This window comes from Bacillus pinisoli, assembly GCF_023036475.1.
In the GTDB taxonomy this organism is placed as follows: domain Bacteria; phylum Bacillota; class Bacilli; order Bacillales; family SA4; genus Bacillus_BS; species Bacillus_BS pinisoli.
The window spans coordinates 38,700-56,624 of the sequence record NZ_JAJQKI010000021.1; the positions used below are offsets into that span (position 1 = coordinate 38,700).

At 37.8% G+C, this 17,925-nt stretch carries 18 protein-coding genes; all 18 read left to right on the top strand.

All coding sequences use genetic code 11. From position 1 onward, the window contains the following. Positions 1-177: 177 nt before the first annotated feature. The 18 genes from LT143_RS19350 (at position 178) to lysS (ending at position 17,458) form a co-directional block, all read left to right on the top strand. Positions 178-915, top strand: a complete 738-nt coding sequence (locus tag LT143_RS19350; RefSeq protein WP_246946048.1) for a vWA domain-containing protein — start codon at positions 178-180, stop codon at positions 913-915. Next, positions 884-1,894, top strand: a complete 1,011-nt coding sequence (locus LT143_RS19355; protein ID WP_246946064.1) for a protein kinase domain-containing protein — start codon at positions 884-886, stop codon at positions 1,892-1,894. The genes LT143_RS19350 and LT143_RS19355 overlap by 32 nt, the downstream gene beginning before the upstream one ends. Positions 1,895-2,058: 164 nt before the next feature. Further along, positions 2,059-3,441 carry a tRNA lysidine(34) synthetase TilS gene (tilS, locus tag LT143_RS19360; protein WP_246946049.1) on the top strand — a complete coding sequence of 461 codons (1,383 nt, stop codon included), beginning with the start codon at positions 2,059-2,061 and terminating at the stop codon, positions 3,439-3,441. A 22-nt stretch (positions 3,442-3,463) separates the two neighbouring features. Further along, the gene (hpt, locus tag LT143_RS19365; protein WP_246946050.1) at positions 3,464-4,006 is read left to right on the top strand and encodes a hypoxanthine phosphoribosyltransferase; all 543 of its coding nucleotides are present in this window, start codon (positions 3,464-3,466) and stop codon (positions 4,004-4,006) included. Between the two features lie 97 nt (positions 4,007-4,103). Then, complete coding sequence (gene ftsH / locus LT143_RS19370; protein ID WP_246946051.1) at positions 4,104-6,047, top strand: ATP-dependent zinc metalloprotease FtsH; 1,944 nt, start codon at positions 4,104-4,106, stop codon at positions 6,045-6,047. A gap of 191 nt (positions 6,048-6,238) precedes the next feature. Further along, positions 6,239-7,015: a type III pantothenate kinase gene (locus LT143_RS19375; protein WP_246946052.1), complete on the top strand. Its 777-nt coding sequence runs from the start codon at positions 6,239-6,241 to the stop codon at positions 7,013-7,015. 14 nt (positions 7,016-7,029) lie between these two features. Next, complete coding sequence (gene hslO, locus LT143_RS19380; RefSeq protein ID WP_246946053.1) at positions 7,030-7,905, top strand: Hsp33 family molecular chaperone HslO; 876 nt, start codon at positions 7,030-7,032, stop codon at positions 7,903-7,905. A 20-nt stretch (positions 7,906-7,925) separates the two neighbouring features. Continuing rightward, positions 7,926-8,840, top strand: coding sequence for a peptidyl-prolyl cis-trans isomerase (locus tag LT143_RS20655; RefSeq protein ID WP_246946054.1), 915 nt, complete (start codon positions 7,926-7,928; stop codon positions 8,838-8,840). Between the two features lie 71 nt (positions 8,841-8,911). Then, positions 8,912-9,835, top strand: coding sequence for a cysteine synthase A (gene cysK, locus LT143_RS19390; RefSeq protein WP_246946055.1), 924 nt, complete (start codon positions 8,912-8,914; stop codon positions 9,833-9,835). Positions 9,836-10,065: 230 nt separating this feature from the next. Next, positions 10,066-11,496 (top strand): anthranilate synthase component I family protein, encoded by a 1,431-nt coding sequence (locus LT143_RS19395; protein WP_246946056.1) that lies wholly within the window; start codon positions 10,066-10,068, stop codon positions 11,494-11,496. Positions 11,497-11,512: 16 nt separating this feature from the next. Beyond that, the gene (gene pabA, locus LT143_RS19400; protein ID WP_246946057.1) at positions 11,513-12,115 is read left to right on the top strand and encodes an aminodeoxychorismate/anthranilate synthase component II; all 603 of its coding nucleotides are present in this window, start codon (positions 11,513-11,515) and stop codon (positions 12,113-12,115) included. Continuing rightward, complete coding sequence (pabC, locus tag LT143_RS19405; protein WP_246946058.1) at positions 12,100-12,945, top strand: aminodeoxychorismate lyase; 846 nt, start codon at positions 12,100-12,102, stop codon at positions 12,943-12,945. The genes pabA and pabC overlap by 16 nt, the downstream gene beginning before the upstream one ends. A 35-nt stretch (positions 12,946-12,980) precedes the next feature. Further along, a complete protein-coding gene (gene folP, locus LT143_RS19410) occupies positions 12,981-13,784 on the top strand; it encodes a dihydropteroate synthase (RefSeq protein WP_246946065.1) in 804 nt (267 codons plus the stop codon). Between the two features lie 4 nt (positions 13,785-13,788). After that, positions 13,789-14,151, top strand: a complete 363-nt coding sequence (gene folB / locus LT143_RS19415) for a dihydroneopterin aldolase (RefSeq protein WP_246946059.1) — start codon at positions 13,789-13,791, stop codon at positions 14,149-14,151. Beyond that, a complete protein-coding gene (gene folK, locus LT143_RS19420) occupies positions 14,148-14,663 on the top strand; it encodes a 2-amino-4-hydroxy-6-hydroxymethyldihydropteridine diphosphokinase (RefSeq protein WP_246946060.1) in 516 nt (171 codons plus the stop codon). The genes folB and folK overlap by 4 nt, the downstream gene beginning before the upstream one ends. Then, on the top strand, positions 14,615-14,821 hold the full coding sequence (locus LT143_RS19425; RefSeq protein WP_246946061.1) for a helix-turn-helix domain-containing protein: 207 nt from the start codon (positions 14,615-14,617) through the stop codon (positions 14,819-14,821). The genes folK and LT143_RS19425 overlap by 49 nt, the downstream gene beginning before the upstream one ends. Positions 14,822-14,837: 16 nt before the next feature. Next, positions 14,838-15,839 carry a tRNA dihydrouridine synthase DusB gene (dusB, locus tag LT143_RS19430; RefSeq protein WP_246946062.1) on the top strand — a complete coding sequence of 334 codons (1,002 nt, stop codon included), beginning with the start codon at positions 14,838-14,840 and terminating at the stop codon, positions 15,837-15,839. 116 nt (positions 15,840-15,955) lie between these two features. Further along, the gene (gene lysS / locus LT143_RS19435; protein WP_246946063.1) at positions 15,956-17,458 is read left to right on the top strand and encodes a lysine--tRNA ligase; all 1,503 of its coding nucleotides are present in this window, start codon (positions 15,956-15,958) and stop codon (positions 17,456-17,458) included. Positions 17,459-17,925 lie beyond the last annotated feature (467 nt).

Genomic DNA, 17,925 nt, shown 5'->3' on the forward strand with positions numbered 1-17,925 from the left:
AAAAGTAGCAAAAAATCTGGAGAGAGACATTAAATAAAGTTGTCATTAAAAACAGTCCAAAAAGCTAAAGAGCCTATAAATAATTTACTAGTTTTTCAAGAGAAAAATTAATAGAAACGTATAAAAAAGTAGATCCCCGTCCATCATGGTAATAAATGATCAAGGAGGGGATGAAACTTGAAAAAAGGTACACTGAAGCAAATTCTATTAATTACAGACGGTTGCTCCAATCAGGGTGAAGATCCTATCGCTATGGCAGCCTTGGCCAAGGAACAAGGCATTACGGTGAACGTAATAGGGGTAATGGAAGAAGATACAATTGAAGAAAAAGGAATGGAAGAAATAGAAGGAATTGCAATGTCTGGCGGAGGGGTTAGTCAGATTGTTTATGCACAGCAGTTATCTCATACTGTTCAAATGGTAACACGGAAAGCTATGACACAAACTCTACAAGGAGTTGTCAATAAAGAACTTCAACAAATACTAGGATCAAATGCCTCCATGGATGAATTACCTCCTGAGAAAAGAGGAGAAGTAATGGAGGTCGTTGATGAGCTAGGGGAGACGGTTGAATTAGAGGTTCTCGTTTTAGTAGATACGAGCGCAAGCATGAAGCACAAGTTGCCAACCGTTAAGGAAGCCCTACTAGATCTATCATTAAGTTTAAATGCAAGAATGGGTGATAATAGATTTTCTGTCTTTGTATTTCCTGGAAAAAAGAAAGATGTCGAAAAAATACTAGATTGGACTCCAAAGCTAGAAACCTTAACATCCGTATTTCCAAAGCTAACGTCTGGTGGAATTACACCAACAGGTCCTGCTATTCGTGAAGCGTTATCACATTTTGGTAAGAAACGATCATTAAGGAGCCTAATATCCCGTGATGAACAATACCTCGAAGAATCCGGCATGTAAGGCTGCTTCCGGGACAGTCATTACTGGAAAGTGGCATAAAGAGTCCTATCGAATATTAAAAGAGCTAGGGTATGGTGCGAATGGTTATGTATATTTAGCAAGTAGTACAAGTGGACTTGTGGCTGTAAAGATAAGTGATAATAGTATGTCTATTACATCTGAAGTTAATGTCCTCAAGCATTTCTCGAAGGTCCAAGAATATAAACTTGGACCTTCTTTACTAGATATGGACGATTGGTATCGACCAGAACTCGGTATAACCGTTCCTTTTTATGTGATGGAATATTTAAAGGGAGAAAACTTTATTCATTTTATTACGAATCGTGGGGATGAGTGGACGGGTATTCTGTGTTCCCAACTGCTCATGGACCTAAATAGACTTCATGATGCAGGCTGGGTCTTTGGGGATTTAAAACCGGATAATTTATTAGTGACAGGACCGCCACCACAAATTCGTTGGTTAGATGTTGGGGGTGTCACTGTTCAGGGAAGATCTATAAAGGAGTTCACGGAATTTTTCGATCGTGGCTATTGGGGGATGGGCTCAAGAGTAGCCGAACCAACTTATGATTTATTTGCAGTAGCAATGGTTATGATTAATACAGCACATCCTAACCGTTTTCCAAAAGAGAAAGATGGCCCACAACAATTAAAAAGAGTCATCCAATCTACTTCTTCATTAAAAAGGTTTGAAGAAGTGCTCTTAAATGCATTGGAAGGAAAATATAAAACGGCTATAGATATGCGGAGAGATGTTGTCTATGCAATGAGCAGAGCCAGTTCGGCAATGCCTGTTGAAAAGAAAAAAAGAGCTCAAGTGAAACAGAGTCCACCAGTCAAACAGGTCGTCCCAAAGAACCATCAAAAAAGACAAACTTCCAAAAAGAAAAAGAGTAAAATGGGTTTTATTGAAACTATTTTCATTTTTGTTTTTCTTCTATTAGCCTATGTATTCTATATTTATGGACAACTACTTTAGTGGATGTTATTTGGACCTAACTATAAGCGCTCTTTTCTACTTCCAGATTAAATATAATTTAGAAAAGAGCCATTAGTAATGATACGATATGGTTAGAAAAGTTGCTTTTTGCGAAGGATGCAAAAAACAGCCATATACTATTTTAGAGAATTGGATCGAGTGATATGGAATTAAAGGTAAAACAGTTTATAGAAGAACATAAGCTTTTAGAGAAGAATAGCACAGTGATTGTAGGGGTTTCGGGTGGACCTGATTCCCTCGCATTACTTCATTTCTTGCATGTAGAGCGAGCAAAAAAGGGATATAACCTAATTGCAGCTCATATAGACCATATGTTTCGTGGCAAGGAATCGGAAGAGGAGTTAGAATTTGTAAAACAGTTCTGTCATCAACATCAAATTACATGTGAAACAACACAGGTAGATGTTGCAAGCTATCAAAAGGAAAAAGGTATATCCAGTCAACTGGCAGCGAGAGAATGCCGTTATCAATTTTATGAAGAAGTAATGGAAAAATACGAAGCAAATTTTTTAGCGCTTGGTCAGCATGGTGATGATCAAATAGAAACCATCTTAATGAGACTGGTAAGAGGGGCACTAGGTAAAGCTGCTGCCGGCATTCAACCAAAGAGATCTTTCCATAAAGGATATATCATAAGACCTTTATTAGCTGTGACAAAGGAAGAAGTTCTTACATATTGTGAACGTAATCAATTACAACCAAGATTTGATCCATCTAACCAAAAGGATATCTACACGAGAAATAGATATCGAAAACATATACTCCCTTTTTTAAAGCAAGAAAATCCTAATGTACATGTACTATTTCAGCGATATAGCGAAAGGCAATTTGAGGATGAGAGCTTTTTAGAGGCATTAACAATCGAACGAATGAATAGAGTTATTAAAAAGCAAAATGAAATGCATGTTGAAATCTCCATTAAACACTTATTAGAATTGCCTATTCCTTTACAAAGAAGGGGACTTCAACTAATATTAAACTATCTTTATGTTCATTTACCTAGCTCTTTAAGCTTTTTACATATTGAAGAAATGATCTCGTTAGTAAAGAGTAAACACCCTTCTGGAATTCTGAATTTCCCAAAAGGTCTAACTATTAGACGTTCGTACAATGACTGTATTTTTACCTTTAAAGAGGAAACAGTAAATACATACACTTATTTTTTGGGTAATGAGGACAAGGTGTTTCTCCCGACAGGTGGAACTATATGGTCAGAAACTTATCTAAAATACCCTGCTAATACGAGCAACTCTATGCTTGTATTAGATACAACTTCTACTTCTTTTCCTTTACTTGTTCGAACACGACAGCAAGGTGATCGAATTCAATTAAAGGGAACTCAAGGATCAAAGAAAGTGAAGGATATTTTTATAGATAAGAAAATTCCAACCATAGACCGTGATTCTTGGCCAATTATCGAGAATCAAGAAGGAGACGTCTTGTGGGTGCCAGGTTTAAAAAAATCAAGCTTTGAGACAATGGAAATGAATAAGCCTTCGTATACCGTTTTATTCTATTCAAGGTAATGAACTTCTAGGAGGACCAGAAATGCACGATGAAATTGAAAAGATTTTAGTATCTGAAGAAGAGATTCAAAAAAAAGTAAGTGAGCTAGGTAAAGTGTTAACAGAAGAATACAAAGATCGTTTTCCATTAGCGGTTGGTGTTCTAAAGGGTGCAATGCCATTCATGGGTGACTTGCTGAAAAGAGTGGAGACTCACTTAGAGATGGACTTCATGGATGTTTCAAGCTATGGGACTTCAACTGTTTCTTCTGGTGAAGTAAAAATCATTAAAGATTTAAATACATCAGTAGAAGGAAGAGACATCCTTATTATTGAAGATATTATTGATAGCGGGTTAACATTAAGCTATCTAGTCGAGCTTTTTAAGTATCGCAAAGCAAAATCAATAAAAATAGTGACACTCTTAGATAAGCCAACTGGCAGAAAGGCTTCCATCTCTGCAGATTTTGTAGGCTTTGAGGTGCCTGACGAATTTGTTGTCGGTTATGGTTTAGACTTCGCAGAGCGTTACCGCAACTTACCGTATATCGGTGTGTTAAAACCAGAAGTTTATCAAAATGCGTAAGAAACATTACCGGTGACAAGGATGGTATGATTTGTATTCTATTATTGTCATATGGTACTATTTACTATAGTTTGTTTGTCTTGGGAGGAGGTAAGGGATGAATCGGATCTTCCGTAATACGATCTTTTATTTATTAATTTTCTTAGTTGTAATTGGCGTAGTGAGCTTCTTCAATGGTACAAACCAACAGACAGAACAGCTTACATACAACGAATTTGTTGAACACCTAGAAAATGGAGAAGTTAAGGAAATCTCTATTCAGCCAGAACGTGGTGTATATGAAATTAGAGGTAAATTAAATTCCTATGATGAAGACACTACATTTCTTACATATGTAACAAATAGTCCTCAAGCGCTTGAGCGTATTGATGCACTAGCTGAGCAGGGGAACGTGGTTGAACCGCTACCTGCTGAAGAAACAAGTGGTTGGGTAACCTTCTTCACTTCAATTATTCCATTTGTTATTATCTTTATTTTATTCTTCTTCTTATTGAACCAAGCACAAGGCGGAGGAAGCCGAGTGATGAACTTTGGTAAGAGTAAGGCTAAGCTTTACAGTGAAGAAAAGAAAAAGGTCCGTTTTAAGGATGTAGCAGGAGCGGATGAAGAAAAACAAGAGCTTGTAGAAGTGGTTGAATTCCTTAAAGATCCAAGGAAATTTGCTGAGCTTGGTGCCCGTATACCAAAGGGGATTTTATTAGTAGGACCTCCTGGTACAGGTAAAACCTTACTAGCTCGAGCCACAGCGGGAGAAGCAGGAGTACCGTTCTTCTCAATTAGTGGTTCTGATTTCGTAGAAATGTTTGTAGGGGTCGGAGCTTCTCGTGTACGTGATTTATTTGAAAATGCGAAAAAGAATGCCCCTTGTATTATCTTTATTGATGAAATTGATGCAGTAGGTCGTCAGCGTGGAGCAGGTTTAGGTGGAGGTCATGATGAAAGAGAGCAAACCTTAAACCAACTTCTAGTTGAAATGGATGGATTCGGTGCAAATGAAGGAATTATCATTGTAGCTGCGACAAACCGTCCAGATATCTTAGACCCAGCATTATTACGTCCAGGTCGTTTTGACCGTCAGATTACAGTGGATCGTCCAGATGTTAAAGGTCGTGAAGCGGTACTAAAGGTACATGCTAGAAATAAGCCTTTATCCGAGCATATTGATTTAAAGGCAATTGCGATGCGTACTCCAGGATTCTCAGGAGCAGATCTTGAAAATCTACTAAATGAGGCAGCACTTGTTGCGGCTAGACAGAATAAAAAATTCATCGAACCAGAAGATGTAGATGAAGCAACTGACCGTGTAATCGCTGGTCCTGCTAAAAAGAGCCGAGTTGTTTCTCAAAAGGAACGTAATATCGTTGCTTATCATGAGGCTGGCCACGTAGTCATTGGGATGGTACTTGATGAAGCAGACATGGTACACAAGGTAACAATTGTACCAAGAGGTCAAGCTGGTGGTTATGCTGTGATGCTTCCTAAAGAAGATCGTTACTTTATGACGAAACCAGAACTACTTGATAAAATTACAGGACTTCTTGGAGGTCGTGTAGCGGAAGAAATTATTTTTGGTGATGTAAGTACCGGAGCACATAATGACTTCCAACGTGCTACAGGTATTGCACGTAAGATGGTGACTGAGTACGGTATGAGTGATAAGCTTGGGCCGTTACAATTCGGTCAACCACAAGGCGGGCAAGTATTCCTTGGTAGAGATATTCATAATGAGCAAAATTATAGTGATAAGATTGCTTATGACATTGACTTGGAGATTCAACAGTTCATTAAGGACAGCTATGCGAAAGCAAAGCAAATCCTTACTGAAAACCGTGATAAGCTTGAGCTCATTGCGAAAACTCTCCTTGATGTCGAAACCTTAGATGCAGCCCAAATTAAGCACCTATTTGAAGAGGGTTCGCTACCTGAGCGTCCGGTTACGACTTCTTTTAAGAGTGAAAAAGCAGATGAAGTAAAGGTAAACATTCACACGAAAAAAGAAGAAGTGACAACAGAAGAAGATAAAAATGATGAAAATAAATAGGAGTTAGGGGATTACCCCCTAGCTTCTTTTTTTCGCTGTTTTTAGTCTGTTTTCTCATACCTTGTTGCCTTATTTGGGTTAGTGGGTATATAGTGATAAAGCTAATCTGACGGAATTTCAGTAAAATTGTGATAAGATGGAAGGGATTAGATTAATTAATCATAAATAAGAAACACTAGAAGGTGAACGCCGTGATTTTTGTATTAGATGTTGGGAACTCCAATACGGTTCTAGGAGTTTTTAATGACCAGAAGCTAATGCATCATTGGAGAATTGAGACAAATCGGAATAAGACAGAAGATGAATACGGAATGCTGATTAAAGCATTACTTCTTCAAGAGGATATTACATTTTCACATATTAAAGGGATCATCATTTCTTCGGTAGTACCACCTATTATGTATTCTCTTGAAAAAATGTGCATTAAATACTTTGGTATTCACCCACTTGTTGTTGGCCCAGGAATAAAAACGGGATTAAATATTAAGTATGAGAATCCAAGGGAAGTAGGCGCTGACAGAATTGTAAATGCGGTAGCTGGGATCTCGTTGTATGGGGCCCCCCTTATTATTGTAGATTTTGGAACGGCTACTACTTATTGCTACATAAACGAACATAAACAGTATATGGGAGGTGCGATTGCTCCTGGGATATATATATCAACAGAAGCACTATATTCTAGAGCAGCCAAACTACCAAGAATTGAAATTACTAGACCTGAATCTATTGTTGGAAGAAATACAGTGAATGCTATGCAGGCTGGAATTGTGTACGGTTATGTAGGACAAGTTGAAGGAATTGTCTCAAGAATCAAAAATGAAACAAAATCAAATCCAACTGTCATTGCAACTGGTGGACTTGCTTCCTTAATTGCAAAGGAATCGAGTTTAATTGATGTGATAGATCCGTTTCTAACGTTAAAAGGTTTACAAATTATATATCTTCGCAACCAAAGAATGACTGAATAGAGAGGGGAATTATTTTGTCAGATTATTTAATTCGTGCACTTGCTTATGATAATCAAGTTCGAGCATTTGCAGTAAGATCAACAGATACAGTAAGCGAGGCTCAACAACGTCATCATACATGGCCCATCGTATCGGCTGCTTTAGGACGAACAATGACGGCTGGTGTCATGATGGGAGCAATGTTAAAAGGTAATGATAAGCTAACAATTAAAATCCAAGGTGGAGGACCCGTCGGAACGATCCTTGTAGATAGTGATGTAAAAGGGCATGTGCGTGGATATGTAACAAATCCTCATGTCCATTTTGATCTAAATAGTAAAGGGAAATTAGATGTAGCTAGAGTTGTGGGTACTGATGGTATGCTAACAGTCGTAAAAGACTTAGGATTGAGAGAGCATTTTACAGGACAAGTTCCGATTGTTTCTGGTGAAATAGGAGATGACTTCACCTACTATTTTGCTTCATCAGAGCAAGTTCCTTCAGCTGTAGGAGTAGGTGTGCTTGTAAACCCTGATAATTCCATACTAGCTGCTGGCGGATTTATTATACAACTACTTCCTGGTACGAGTAATGAGACAATTGATCATATAGAAAAAAGACTAAGTACAATCGAGCCTATCTCAAAACTAATTCAAAAAGGGCTTACACCTGAGCAAATATTAGATGAGGTGCTAGGAGAAGGCCAAGTTAGAGTATTAGATAAGATGCCTATCTCTTTTGAATGCCAATGCTCTAAAGAAAGAATTGAGAATGCGCTTAGAAGTATCGGTAAAGAAGAGCTAGAAGACATAATAGAAAAAGAGGGGAAAGCTGAAGCACAGTGTCACTTCTGTAATGAAAAGTATCAATTAAATAAAGAAGAGCTTATTTCCTTATTACCAAAAGAATAGATAAACAGGGAGAGTTGAAGGTGAACAATAAAGCGATCTGGGTGATTGTGTTTACCCTAGTGGTAACAAACTGTTTAACAATCGGAATGTGGTTAAAAGGTAACCAAGAAGGCATAGAAGTACCAGCTAAGTTGGCGACGGCTACTGTAACCGATGAGGTCGTTGCAACAATCGGGGAAAAAACGATAACTCAACAGGAATGGCTTCATCAGCTAGAAAAGCTATACGGAAGAGAAACTTTGAAGGATTTAATCAACAAAGAAGTGATTTATCAACTAGCTGAACAATATAATATAACGGTATCAGAAAAGGCAGTGGAACAAGAGTTGACCATTATTAAAGCAATGTACAACTCCATGGATCATGAAAATATTGCCGATGAGGAAGATTTAAGAAACCAGATTAAATATAATATTCTTCTTGAAGAAATGCTTACAAAAGATGTAACGATTCCAGAAGAAGATGTTGAGCGATTTTATGAAGAAAATCAAAGTCTGTATGATATACCCACTACGTATCATCTTTCACATATAAAGGTCGATACAGAGGAAGAAGCTAAAACTGTAATAGATGAGCTGGATAATGGTTCAGATTTTGCAGTGCTAGCAATGGAAAGATCCACTGATGAATTTACCTCAAACCAAGGTGGCGACCTTGGATATGTAACGAAAGATAGTGGCTATATCCCTTCAGAATATGAGGATTTATTATCAAACCTTAAAAAAGAGGCTTGGGCTGGTCCTATCAAAATTGGTAATGAATTTGCTATTCTTTATCTGCATGATGTAGAAGAAGGTAAAGAGTACTCATTTGATGATGTAAAGGATCATATTCGTAGACAACTAGCGTTAGGACAAATCGAAGGTAAGGTCACTGCCGAACAATACTGGACTGAAGTGGAAGTAGATTGGTTTTATGATAACCAAAATAATTGACAATTCTAACTTCTTTTGCTAATTTTTATTATATAAAACCTATAAAAATACTAGGAATTAGGGGTGGGAGAATGAGAGTAGCAAATACGATTACAGAACTTATTGGCCAAACACCAATTGTTAAACTAAACAAGCTTGTAGATGAGGATATGGCTGATGTTTATTTAAAGCTTGAATTTATGAATCCGGGTAGCAGTGTAAAGGATCGTATCGCTCTAGCTATGGTTGAATCTGCTGAAAAGAACGGAACATTGAAGCCGGGAGATACAATCATTGAGCCAACAAGTGGGAACACGGGAATTGGTTTAGCGATGGTTGCAGCAGCAAAAGGCTATAAACTGATCGTATCGATGCCTGAGACAATGAGCGTGGAACGACGTAATCTCCTACGTGCATACGGGGCGGAATTAGTCTTAACTCCTGGACCAGAGGGTATGAACGGTGCTGTAAAAAAAGCGGAAGAATTAGCGAAAGAACATGGATACTTTATGCCACAACAATTTAAAAATGAAGCAAATCCAGAGGTGCACCGATTAACGACAGGCCCAGAAATCGTAAAACAAATGGGCGAACAACTAGATGCATTTATTGCAGGTATTGGTACTGGAGGAACGATTACTGGTGCTGGATCTGTCTTAAAAGAACATTATCCAAACATTCAGTTATATGCAGTAGAGCCTGCTGACTCTCCAATTTTAGCAGGAGGAAAGCCTGGCCCTCACAAAATCCAAGGTATTGGAGCAAACTTTGTTCCGGAAATCTTAAACACTGGTATTTATGATGGTATTATTCACGTAAAGAATGATGAGGCTTTTGAATATGGAAGACGTGCTGCAAAAGAAGAAGGACTTTTAGGTGGGATTTCTTCAGGTGCTGCAATCTTTGCAGCGCTAAAGGTAGCAAAAGAGTTAGGTAAAGGGAAAAAAGTTTTAGCTATTATCCCTAGTAATGGTGAGCGTTACTTGAGCACACCGTTATATCAATTTGAAGAATAGTAAAAAGGCGACCCATTTTGGGTTGCTTTTTTTACTTCCCCCAAGCAACAAAGTTTAAGGAGAGTTCTTTTCTAAAGGCTCTTTTTTTAAACTTATCTATAAGAAAACAGCCTTAAGAAAAGAGTCAACAAAATACAGTGTGAAAGACTGCTCTTGAAGTGATAATATAAGGTGTAAAGCAATTAAACTAAATTTCTCTTAGAAAGTGGATGTAAAGGAGCGTGGATCGGATGGCGAAAAAGTATCCGTTTTATCAAACAGTTGAAGTGAAACAGGAAGACTGGTTTCCTCGCTATAAGCAACTTAGTAAACATTTTCAGCATCACGCTCTACTAGAAAGTGGAAGAGGCGGCAGGTACAGTATATTTGGTTTAGAACCCATTGCTATATTAGAGGGGAAAAATGGACAACTTGAAATAAAAAGTGAACATTCTACTGACTATCATTCCGGCAACCCCTTACATGCAATGAGAGAGTGGATGAGAAGGTTTGAGGTAGAGAATAATCTTGATCTTCCTTTTTTTCAAGGTGGGGCTATAGGCTATTTGAGCTATGACTATGTCAGAAATATTGAGCGACTACCATCCACTTCTAATGATGACCTAGAAATACCTGAATTATTTTACTTACTATTTGACGATATATTTGTATTTGATCATAAAGAAGAGTTACTCTATTTTATTTCATGTATGGACAAGGAAGCTGCTGAAGAATTGGTAGCAAACCGATTGAACCTAATGAGAAAGTTATGGGAGAAAGGTTTTCTAGATAGCAGTTTAACGAACGAATTGGAAATAGACCAAGTAGCAAGTGACGTAATGGTTTCTTTTACAGAGGATGAATTTAAATCGGCTGTTGAACGAATTCAGAACTATATAGCACAAGGTGACGTGTTCCAAGTTAACTTATCAGTTAGACAAGCCCAGAAGTTAACTGTCCCTCCTATAGAAGTTTATGAAACGCTAAGAAGTATCAATCCATCTCCATATATGGCGTTTATTCAATCTCCAGAATTTCAGATTGTTAGTGGTTCCCCAGAACTGCTAGTGAAAAAGCAAGGCGATGAAATAAGTACAAGACCCATTGCCGGAACTCGTTCTAGAGGAAAAGATGAAGCGGAAGATGAGAAATTAGCGTTAGAACTTATTGAAAATGAAAAGGAACGTGCTGAACATGTGATGCTTGTCGACCTTGAGCGTAATGATCTAGGGAAGGTTTGTAAGTATGGAACGGTAGAAGTCGATGAGTTCATGACTATTGAGAGATATTCCCATGTGATGCATATTGTTTCAAATGTAAAAGGGACATTGTATAATCAGTATGATGCATATGATGTTATAGATGCTGTATTTCCAGGTGGAACGATTACAGGTGCGCCTAAAGTAAGAACAATGGAAATTATTGAAGAACTTGAGCCTGTAAGAAGAGGTATTTATACTGGTTCGATCGGATGGATTGGGTATAATGGAGATATGGAATTAAATATCACCATTAGAACAATGTTGGTAAAAGATCATATTGCGTATATTCAAGCGGGTGCAGGAGTAGTTATAGACTCAAACCCAGCTTTTGAATATAAAGAGTCTTTAAAGAAGGCGAAAGCTTTATGGAAGGCAAAGGAAGTAGCAGAGCAGAACAGCCAGGTTGTAGAACAAGTTTAGCGGAGGAGAGATTAGGATGATATTAATGATTGATAACTATGATTCATTTACTTTTAATCTTGTACAGTATTTAGGAGAGCTTGGACAAGAGCTACTAGTAAAGAGGAATGATCAAATAACGATACAGGAAATAGAAGAACTAAATCCCGATTTTTTAATGATTTCACCAGGACCATGCAGTCCAAATGAAGCGGGCATTAGTCTAGAAGCTATACAATACTTTGCTGGTAAGATTCCGATTTTCGGTGTTTGTTTAGGTCATCAATCCATTGCGCAGGTATTTGGAGGAGATGTAGTTAGAGCAGATCGACTGATGCACGGCAAAACTTCCCCTATTTTTCATAATGGTGAAACCATTTTTAAAGAGGTAGAAGGACCATTTACAGCAACAAGATATCATTCACTTATTGTTAAAAAAGAAACGTTACCAAATACACTAGAGATCACGGCATGGACTGAAGAAGGGGAAATTATGGCGTTAAAGCATAAAGAGCTTGCCATTGAAGGAGTTCAATTCCATCCTGAATCAATCATGACTTCAGCGGGCAAAAAATTATTACAAAACTTTATTGACCTATACGGAGGAAAGTCCAAAAAACTAACATGTACATCTATATAAATGGCCGTATTATAAAAGAAGAAGAAGCACAAATATCAATATTTGATCATGGTTTTATGTATGGTCTTGGTCTATTTGAAACTTTTCGAGTATATCAAGGCCATTCTTTTTTGTTTTTTGACCATATGTCACGGTTGCGAAAAAGTCTAAATGAATTAGATATTAAGTGGGACCTTACTAATGAGGAGTTACTCCAGATTGTGCAAGAACTTTTAGCCCAAAATAAACTTCAAGATGCCTATATTAGACTAAATGTATCTGCAGGTCCGAGTAGCTTAGGTTTACCTATGGAAGCTTATACATCACCGACAACTATAATCTACATAAAGCCCATTCCTAAAATGGTTTCAGAAAAAGAAGGAGTCTTCCTTGAGACCATTAGAAATACTCCTGAAGGAAAGTACCGATTAAAATCACATCATTATCTAAATAATATATTGGGAAAGAAAGAGATTGGACAAGCTCCTACTAAAGAAGGGATCTTCTTCACAAAAGAAGGTAATCTTGCAGAGGGTATTGTTTCAAATCTTTTCTGGGTGAAAGATGGGGTTGTCTATACACCACATATTGATACAGGTATACTTAACGGAATTACCAGACAGTTTGTATTAAGGTTGCTTGATAAAAACGGAATAAGATATGAAGAAGGTTTTTACAAGAAGGAACAAATCATGAATAGTGATGAAGTGTTCGTCACGAATTCTATACAAGAAATTACGCCACTTACCTTCATTGACGGACAACCATTTCTAAAGAATACAATGACTAAGCAACTGCAGCGGCTATATCAACACTATAAACCGTTACTTCTAACGATGGAGGGGTTATAAAAGTGTCAACACTTGTTATTAATAGATCAGAAGGAATGATTAACAAACTAGATTTCGGTAAGAAGACTTACATTATGGGAATTCTTAACGTAACACCGGATTCGTTTTCAGATGGAGGTAGTTACAATACGATTGAAAGTGCTACTCAGCGTGCAAAGAAAATGATAGTAGAAGGAGCCGACATTATTGACATAGGTGGAGAATCCACTAGACCGGGTTCTACTAAGGTCTCTTTAGAAGAGGAGCTGCACCGGACGATTCCAGTCATTAAGGAGCTTTCAAAAAGAATAGATGCCCCTATCTCCATAGATACCTACAAGGCTGAAGTGGCCAAACAAGCGATTGAAGCTGGAGCCCACATTATCAATGATGTATGGGGAGCAAAGGCAGACCCTAACATGGCGAAAGTAGCCGCTGATTATCAAGTACCAATCGTCCTTATGCATAATCGTGACAATAGAAACTACAGCAACCTCATGCAAGATGTAATCTCGGATCTAATGGAGAGTATCTCAATTGCTAAGTTTGCAGGTGTAAAAGATGAACAAATTATAGTAGATCCTGGAATTGGTTTTGCAAAGGATTTTAATATGAATATAGAGGTCATGCAAAACCTCGACCAAATCGTGGCGCTTGGCTATCCTGTTCTACTAGGAACATCTAGAAAATCGTTTATTGGTCAAATATTAGACCTACCTCCTGATGAGCGAATGGAAGGTACAGGTGCAACTGTTTGTTTAGGGATACAAAAAGGGTGTCATATGGTGCGTATTCATGATGTGTCTGCTATGTCTAGGATGGCTAAGGTAATGGATGTTTTGGTGGGAAAGAAAGGGTGATCTCATGGATAAGATTGAACTAAAAGAAATGTTGTTTTATGGTTATCACGGTGTTCTTCCTGAAGAAACAAAACTTGGTCAACGTTTTATCGTCGATCTTTCGCTATCACTTGATCTTTCGGTAGCTGGGAACAGTGATGACTTACATGATACAGTGAATTATGCGGAAGTATACAATCTTTGTAAACAGGTTGTCGAAGGAACACCAAGAAAGCTAGTTGAGACCGTGGCAGAGGATGTATGCCAACAAATTCTAAGTAGCTTTTCAAAAGTTCAAGAATGTACAATAAAATTGATAAAGCCGGATCCACCTATCCCTGGTTATTACAAGTCAGTTAGTGTTGCTTTAACGAGGAGTAGAGGATGAATAGAGTTTTTATTGGTTTAGGTTCTAATATAGGGGACCGCCTACATTATATGAAATCGGCTATTCAAGAATTACAACAATATAACATGACCATTAAAGGTTACTCCTCACTATATGAAACAGAACCGGTGGGATACATAGAACAGGATTCCTTCTTGAATATGGTTATAGAAGTTTATACCAATGACCAACCAAAAGAACTATTGAATATTCTACAAAAAGTGGAGCGGGATTTTGGAAGGAATAGGGAGATTAAATGGGGTCCAAGAACGTTAGACCTTGACATTTTACTCTATAACCAAGAAAATATTGAAGCAGAAGAGTTAATTGTGCCTCATCCAAGAATGGAAGAGCGCGCTTTTGTGATCGTCCCATTATTTGAGATTGATCAAGATTTATCCATTCGTGATAAACATATCACCACTATATATGAGGAATTAACAGATAGAGAAGGTGTAAGAGTATGGAAGCGGAGAAGTGGGGAAGACGTATACGAGCTTTTCGAAAACTAAAAGGCTATACACAAGAAGAATTCGCAAAAGACTTAGGTATATCTGTCTCGGTTCTCGGAGAGGTGGAGCGTGGAAGTCGCCCGCCTAGTCAAGATCTGTTACAAAGTGTTGCGGTTGCACTTAATATTAGTTTAGAAGAATTAACACCGATAGATTGAAAAGGGAGGTAAGTACATGTTGAAAATTGGAGATATCCAGATGAAAAATCAAGTCGTACTTGCACCGATGGCGGGAGTATGTAACTCAGCATTCCGCCTCACGGTAAAAGAGTTTGGTGCAGGACTTGTATGTGCTGAAATGGTTAGTGATAAAGCAATCCTATATAAAAATGCAAAAACAATGGGAATGCTGTATATTGATGAGCAAGAAAAACCACTAAGTCTTCAGATTTTTGGTGGAGAGAAAGAAACATTAGTAGAGGCAGCGAAATTCGTAGATAAGAATACGACTGCTGATATTATTGATATTAACATGGGGTGCCCTGTTCCCAAGATCACAAAATGTGATGCTGGAGCAAAATGGTTGTTAGACCCTAATAAAATCTATGATATGGTAGCGGCTGTAACAGACGCTGTTGATAAGCCAGTTACCGTAAAGATGCGCATGGGGTGGGATGATAACCATATTTATGCGATTGAAAATGCAAGAGCGGTGGAACGCGCTGGTGGAAAAGCGGTAGCTCTTCACGGTCGTACACGAGTTCAAATGTATGAAGGTAAAGCAGATTGGAATATCATTAAAGACGTAAAGCAATCTGTATCAATTCCTGTCATTGGTAATGGTGATGTCCAAACTCCACAAGACGCAAAAAGAATGCTAGAAGAAACTGGTGTAGATGGTGTAATGATTGGTCGTGCTGCACTTGGCAACCCATGGATGATTTATCAAACGGTACAATACCTAGAGACAGGAGAACTATTACCTGAACCATCTGTTCGTGAGAAAATAAACGTATGTATCCTACACTTGGATCGACTAATTGCACTAAAAGGTGAAACAGTCGCTGTCCGAGAAATGCGTAAGCATGCGGCCTGGTACCTAAAAGGCATTCGTGGAAATGCAAAGGTACGTAACGGTATTAACGAATGTAATACACGTGCGGAATTAGTTGCCTTACTTTCTTATTTAGTAGAAGAAGTGGAAGCGAATCAAGAAAACCAAATTCAGGTTGGCTAATACGTTTGACTTCCCTTTCATACTAACCTATAATACCCATAAAGAAGATTCGTCACTGCCAGTACTTTGCTGGCAGTTTTATTCATTTATAAACAATTGTGCTTGGAGTGAGAATAATGAGTTTTGAGGAATTAAATGACCAGTTAAAAGTTCGTAGAGAGAAATTACATAAACTACGTGAAAAGGGACTCGATCCTTTTGGTAAGCGCTTTGAACGTACACATACATCTCAAGAATTACTTTCGTTATACGGAGAGACATCCAAGGAAGAACTAGACGAACAAACTATTGAAGTAACAATAGCAGGCCGTATTATGACGAAACGAGGTAAAGGGAAGGCTGGATTTACTCATATCCAAGATCTTACTGGCCAAATTCAGTTATATATCAGACAAGACGCTGTTGGTGAAGAAGCATACGAAGTTTTTGATACAGCCGATCTTGGTGATATCGTCGGGGTAACAGGAACTGTTTTTAAAACAAAAGTTGGAGAGCTGTCTATTAAAGCAACTACTTTTGAATTACTAACTAAGTCACTAAAGCCATTACCAGAGAAATACCACGGTCTAAAAGACGTGGAACAAAGATATAGACAAAGATACCTAGATTTAATTACAAACATGGAGAGTCGTGAAACTTTCATTTTACGAAGTAGAATCATTCAATCTATGAGGAGATATTTTGATTCTCAAGGATTCTTAGAAGTCGAAACTCCAACTATGCATGCTATTGCAGGTGGAGCTTCTGCTCGTCCATTTATCACTCATCACAATGCATTAGATATGACGCTTTATATGCGTATCGCGATTGAACTTCATCTAAAACGCCTAATAGTAGGTGGCTTAGAAAAGGTTTATGAAATTGGTCGTGTATTTAGAAATGAGGGTATATCAACTAGACATAATCCAGAGTTTACGATGCTAGAGCTGTATGAAGCATACGCAGACTATAAGGATATTATGAATCTTACTGAGAATGTTATTGCTCATATTGCAAAAGAAGTATTAGGTACAACCACAGTTCAGTATGGGGAACATACGGTAAACCTAGAGCCAGGGTGGAAGAGACTTCACATGGTAGATGCAATTAAAGAATATGTAGGAGTAGACTTCTGGACTCAAATGACTGATGAAGAAGCAAGAAAGCTTGCAAAAGATCACGGAGTTGAAGTTACTGAGCATATGCAATATGGCCATATCGTTAATGAGTTCTTCGAGCAAAAGATTGAAGAACAGCTTATTCAACCAACATTTATATATGGACACCCGGTTGAAATTTCACCACTGGCTAAGAAGAATCCAGAGGATCCTCGTTTTACTGATCGTTTTGAACTATTTATTGTTGCTAGAGAACATGCAAATGCATTTACAGAATTAAATGATCCTATTGATCAAAGAGAGCGCTTTGAAGCTCAGTTAAAGGAAAAAGAACAAGGTAACGATGAGGCACATGAAATGGATGAGGACTTCATTGAAGCTTTAGAATACGGTATGCCTCCAACAGGTGGATTAGGAATTGGTATTGATCGTTTAGTCATGTTACTAACTAACGCTCCATCAATTCGAGATGTGCTGCTATTTCCGCAAATGAGACATAAAGAAGTATCAAAGTCAGAATAGAAATAAAGCCTGCCGAACTTAATTGGCAGGCTTTATTTATTAGGCTCTTTTTGCAACTTTGTTGCTTTCACTACTATTTAATTTGAAATAATGATGACGTAGATGGTATAAAACGCTGTAACTAAATGTTTAGAAGTGAGCAACTTTTAAAATGTAAATTACATGACGTGTACTGCTGATAAAAATCCGGCTTATGGGAACTTACGAAATCAACGTATAATAAGAAGACAGCCAATTATTAATTTGTAATAATATTCCTGTTGCTTCTACTTTAGGAAGATGATATATTTATATTCGTTGTCACGAAAGACGAGCAATTAAAGATGTTTTAAAAAATAAAAAAACATTGTTGACTTTGTTGTTTCGAGATGATATATTAATAAAGTCGCTTTTGAGAGAAGGCGAAAGAGAGTTCTTTGAAAACTAAACAAAACGTCAAGCGTGTTGGTTTATGTAAATCAACAACG

Bases quoted from the DNA above. Each gene is read 5' to 3' on its own strand.
- LT143_RS19355 (WP_246946064.1), top strand. From the start codon at position 884: ATGAACAATACCTCGAAGAATCCGGCATGTAAGGCTGCTTCCGGGACA.
- tilS (WP_246946049.1), top strand. From the start codon at position 2,059: ATGGAATTAAAGGTAAAACAGTTTATAGAAGAACATAAGCTTTTAGAG.
- hpt (WP_246946050.1), top strand. From the start codon at position 3,464: ATGCACGATGAAATTGAAAAGATTTTAGTATCTGAAGAAGAGATTCAA.
- ftsH (WP_246946051.1), top strand. From the start codon at position 4,104: ATGAATCGGATCTTCCGTAATACGATCTTTTATTTATTAATTTTCTTA.
- cysK (WP_246946055.1), top strand. From the start codon at position 8,912: ATGAGAGTAGCAAATACGATTACAGAACTTATTGGCCAAACACCAATT.
- LT143_RS19395 (WP_246946056.1), top strand. From the start codon at position 10,066: ATGGCGAAAAAGTATCCGTTTTATCAAACAGTTGAAGTGAAACAGGAA.
- pabA (WP_246946057.1), top strand. From the start codon at position 11,513: ATGATATTAATGATTGATAACTATGATTCATTTACTTTTAATCTTGTA.
- pabC (WP_246946058.1), top strand. From the start codon at position 12,100: ATGTACATCTATATAAATGGCCGTATTATAAAAGAAGAAGAAGCACAA.
- folP (WP_246946065.1), top strand. From the start codon at position 12,981: ATGATTAACAAACTAGATTTCGGTAAGAAGACTTACATTATGGGAATT.
- folB (WP_246946059.1), top strand. From the start codon at position 13,789: ATGGATAAGATTGAACTAAAAGAAATGTTGTTTTATGGTTATCACGGT.
- folK (WP_246946060.1), top strand. From the start codon at position 14,148: ATGAATAGAGTTTTTATTGGTTTAGGTTCTAATATAGGGGACCGCCTA.
- LT143_RS19425 (WP_246946061.1), top strand. From the start codon at position 14,615: ATGGAAGCGGAGAAGTGGGGAAGACGTATACGAGCTTTTCGAAAACTA.
- dusB (WP_246946062.1), top strand. From the start codon at position 14,838: ATGTTGAAAATTGGAGATATCCAGATGAAAAATCAAGTCGTACTTGCA.
- lysS (WP_246946063.1), top strand. From the start codon at position 15,956: ATGAGTTTTGAGGAATTAAATGACCAGTTAAAAGTTCGTAGAGAGAAA.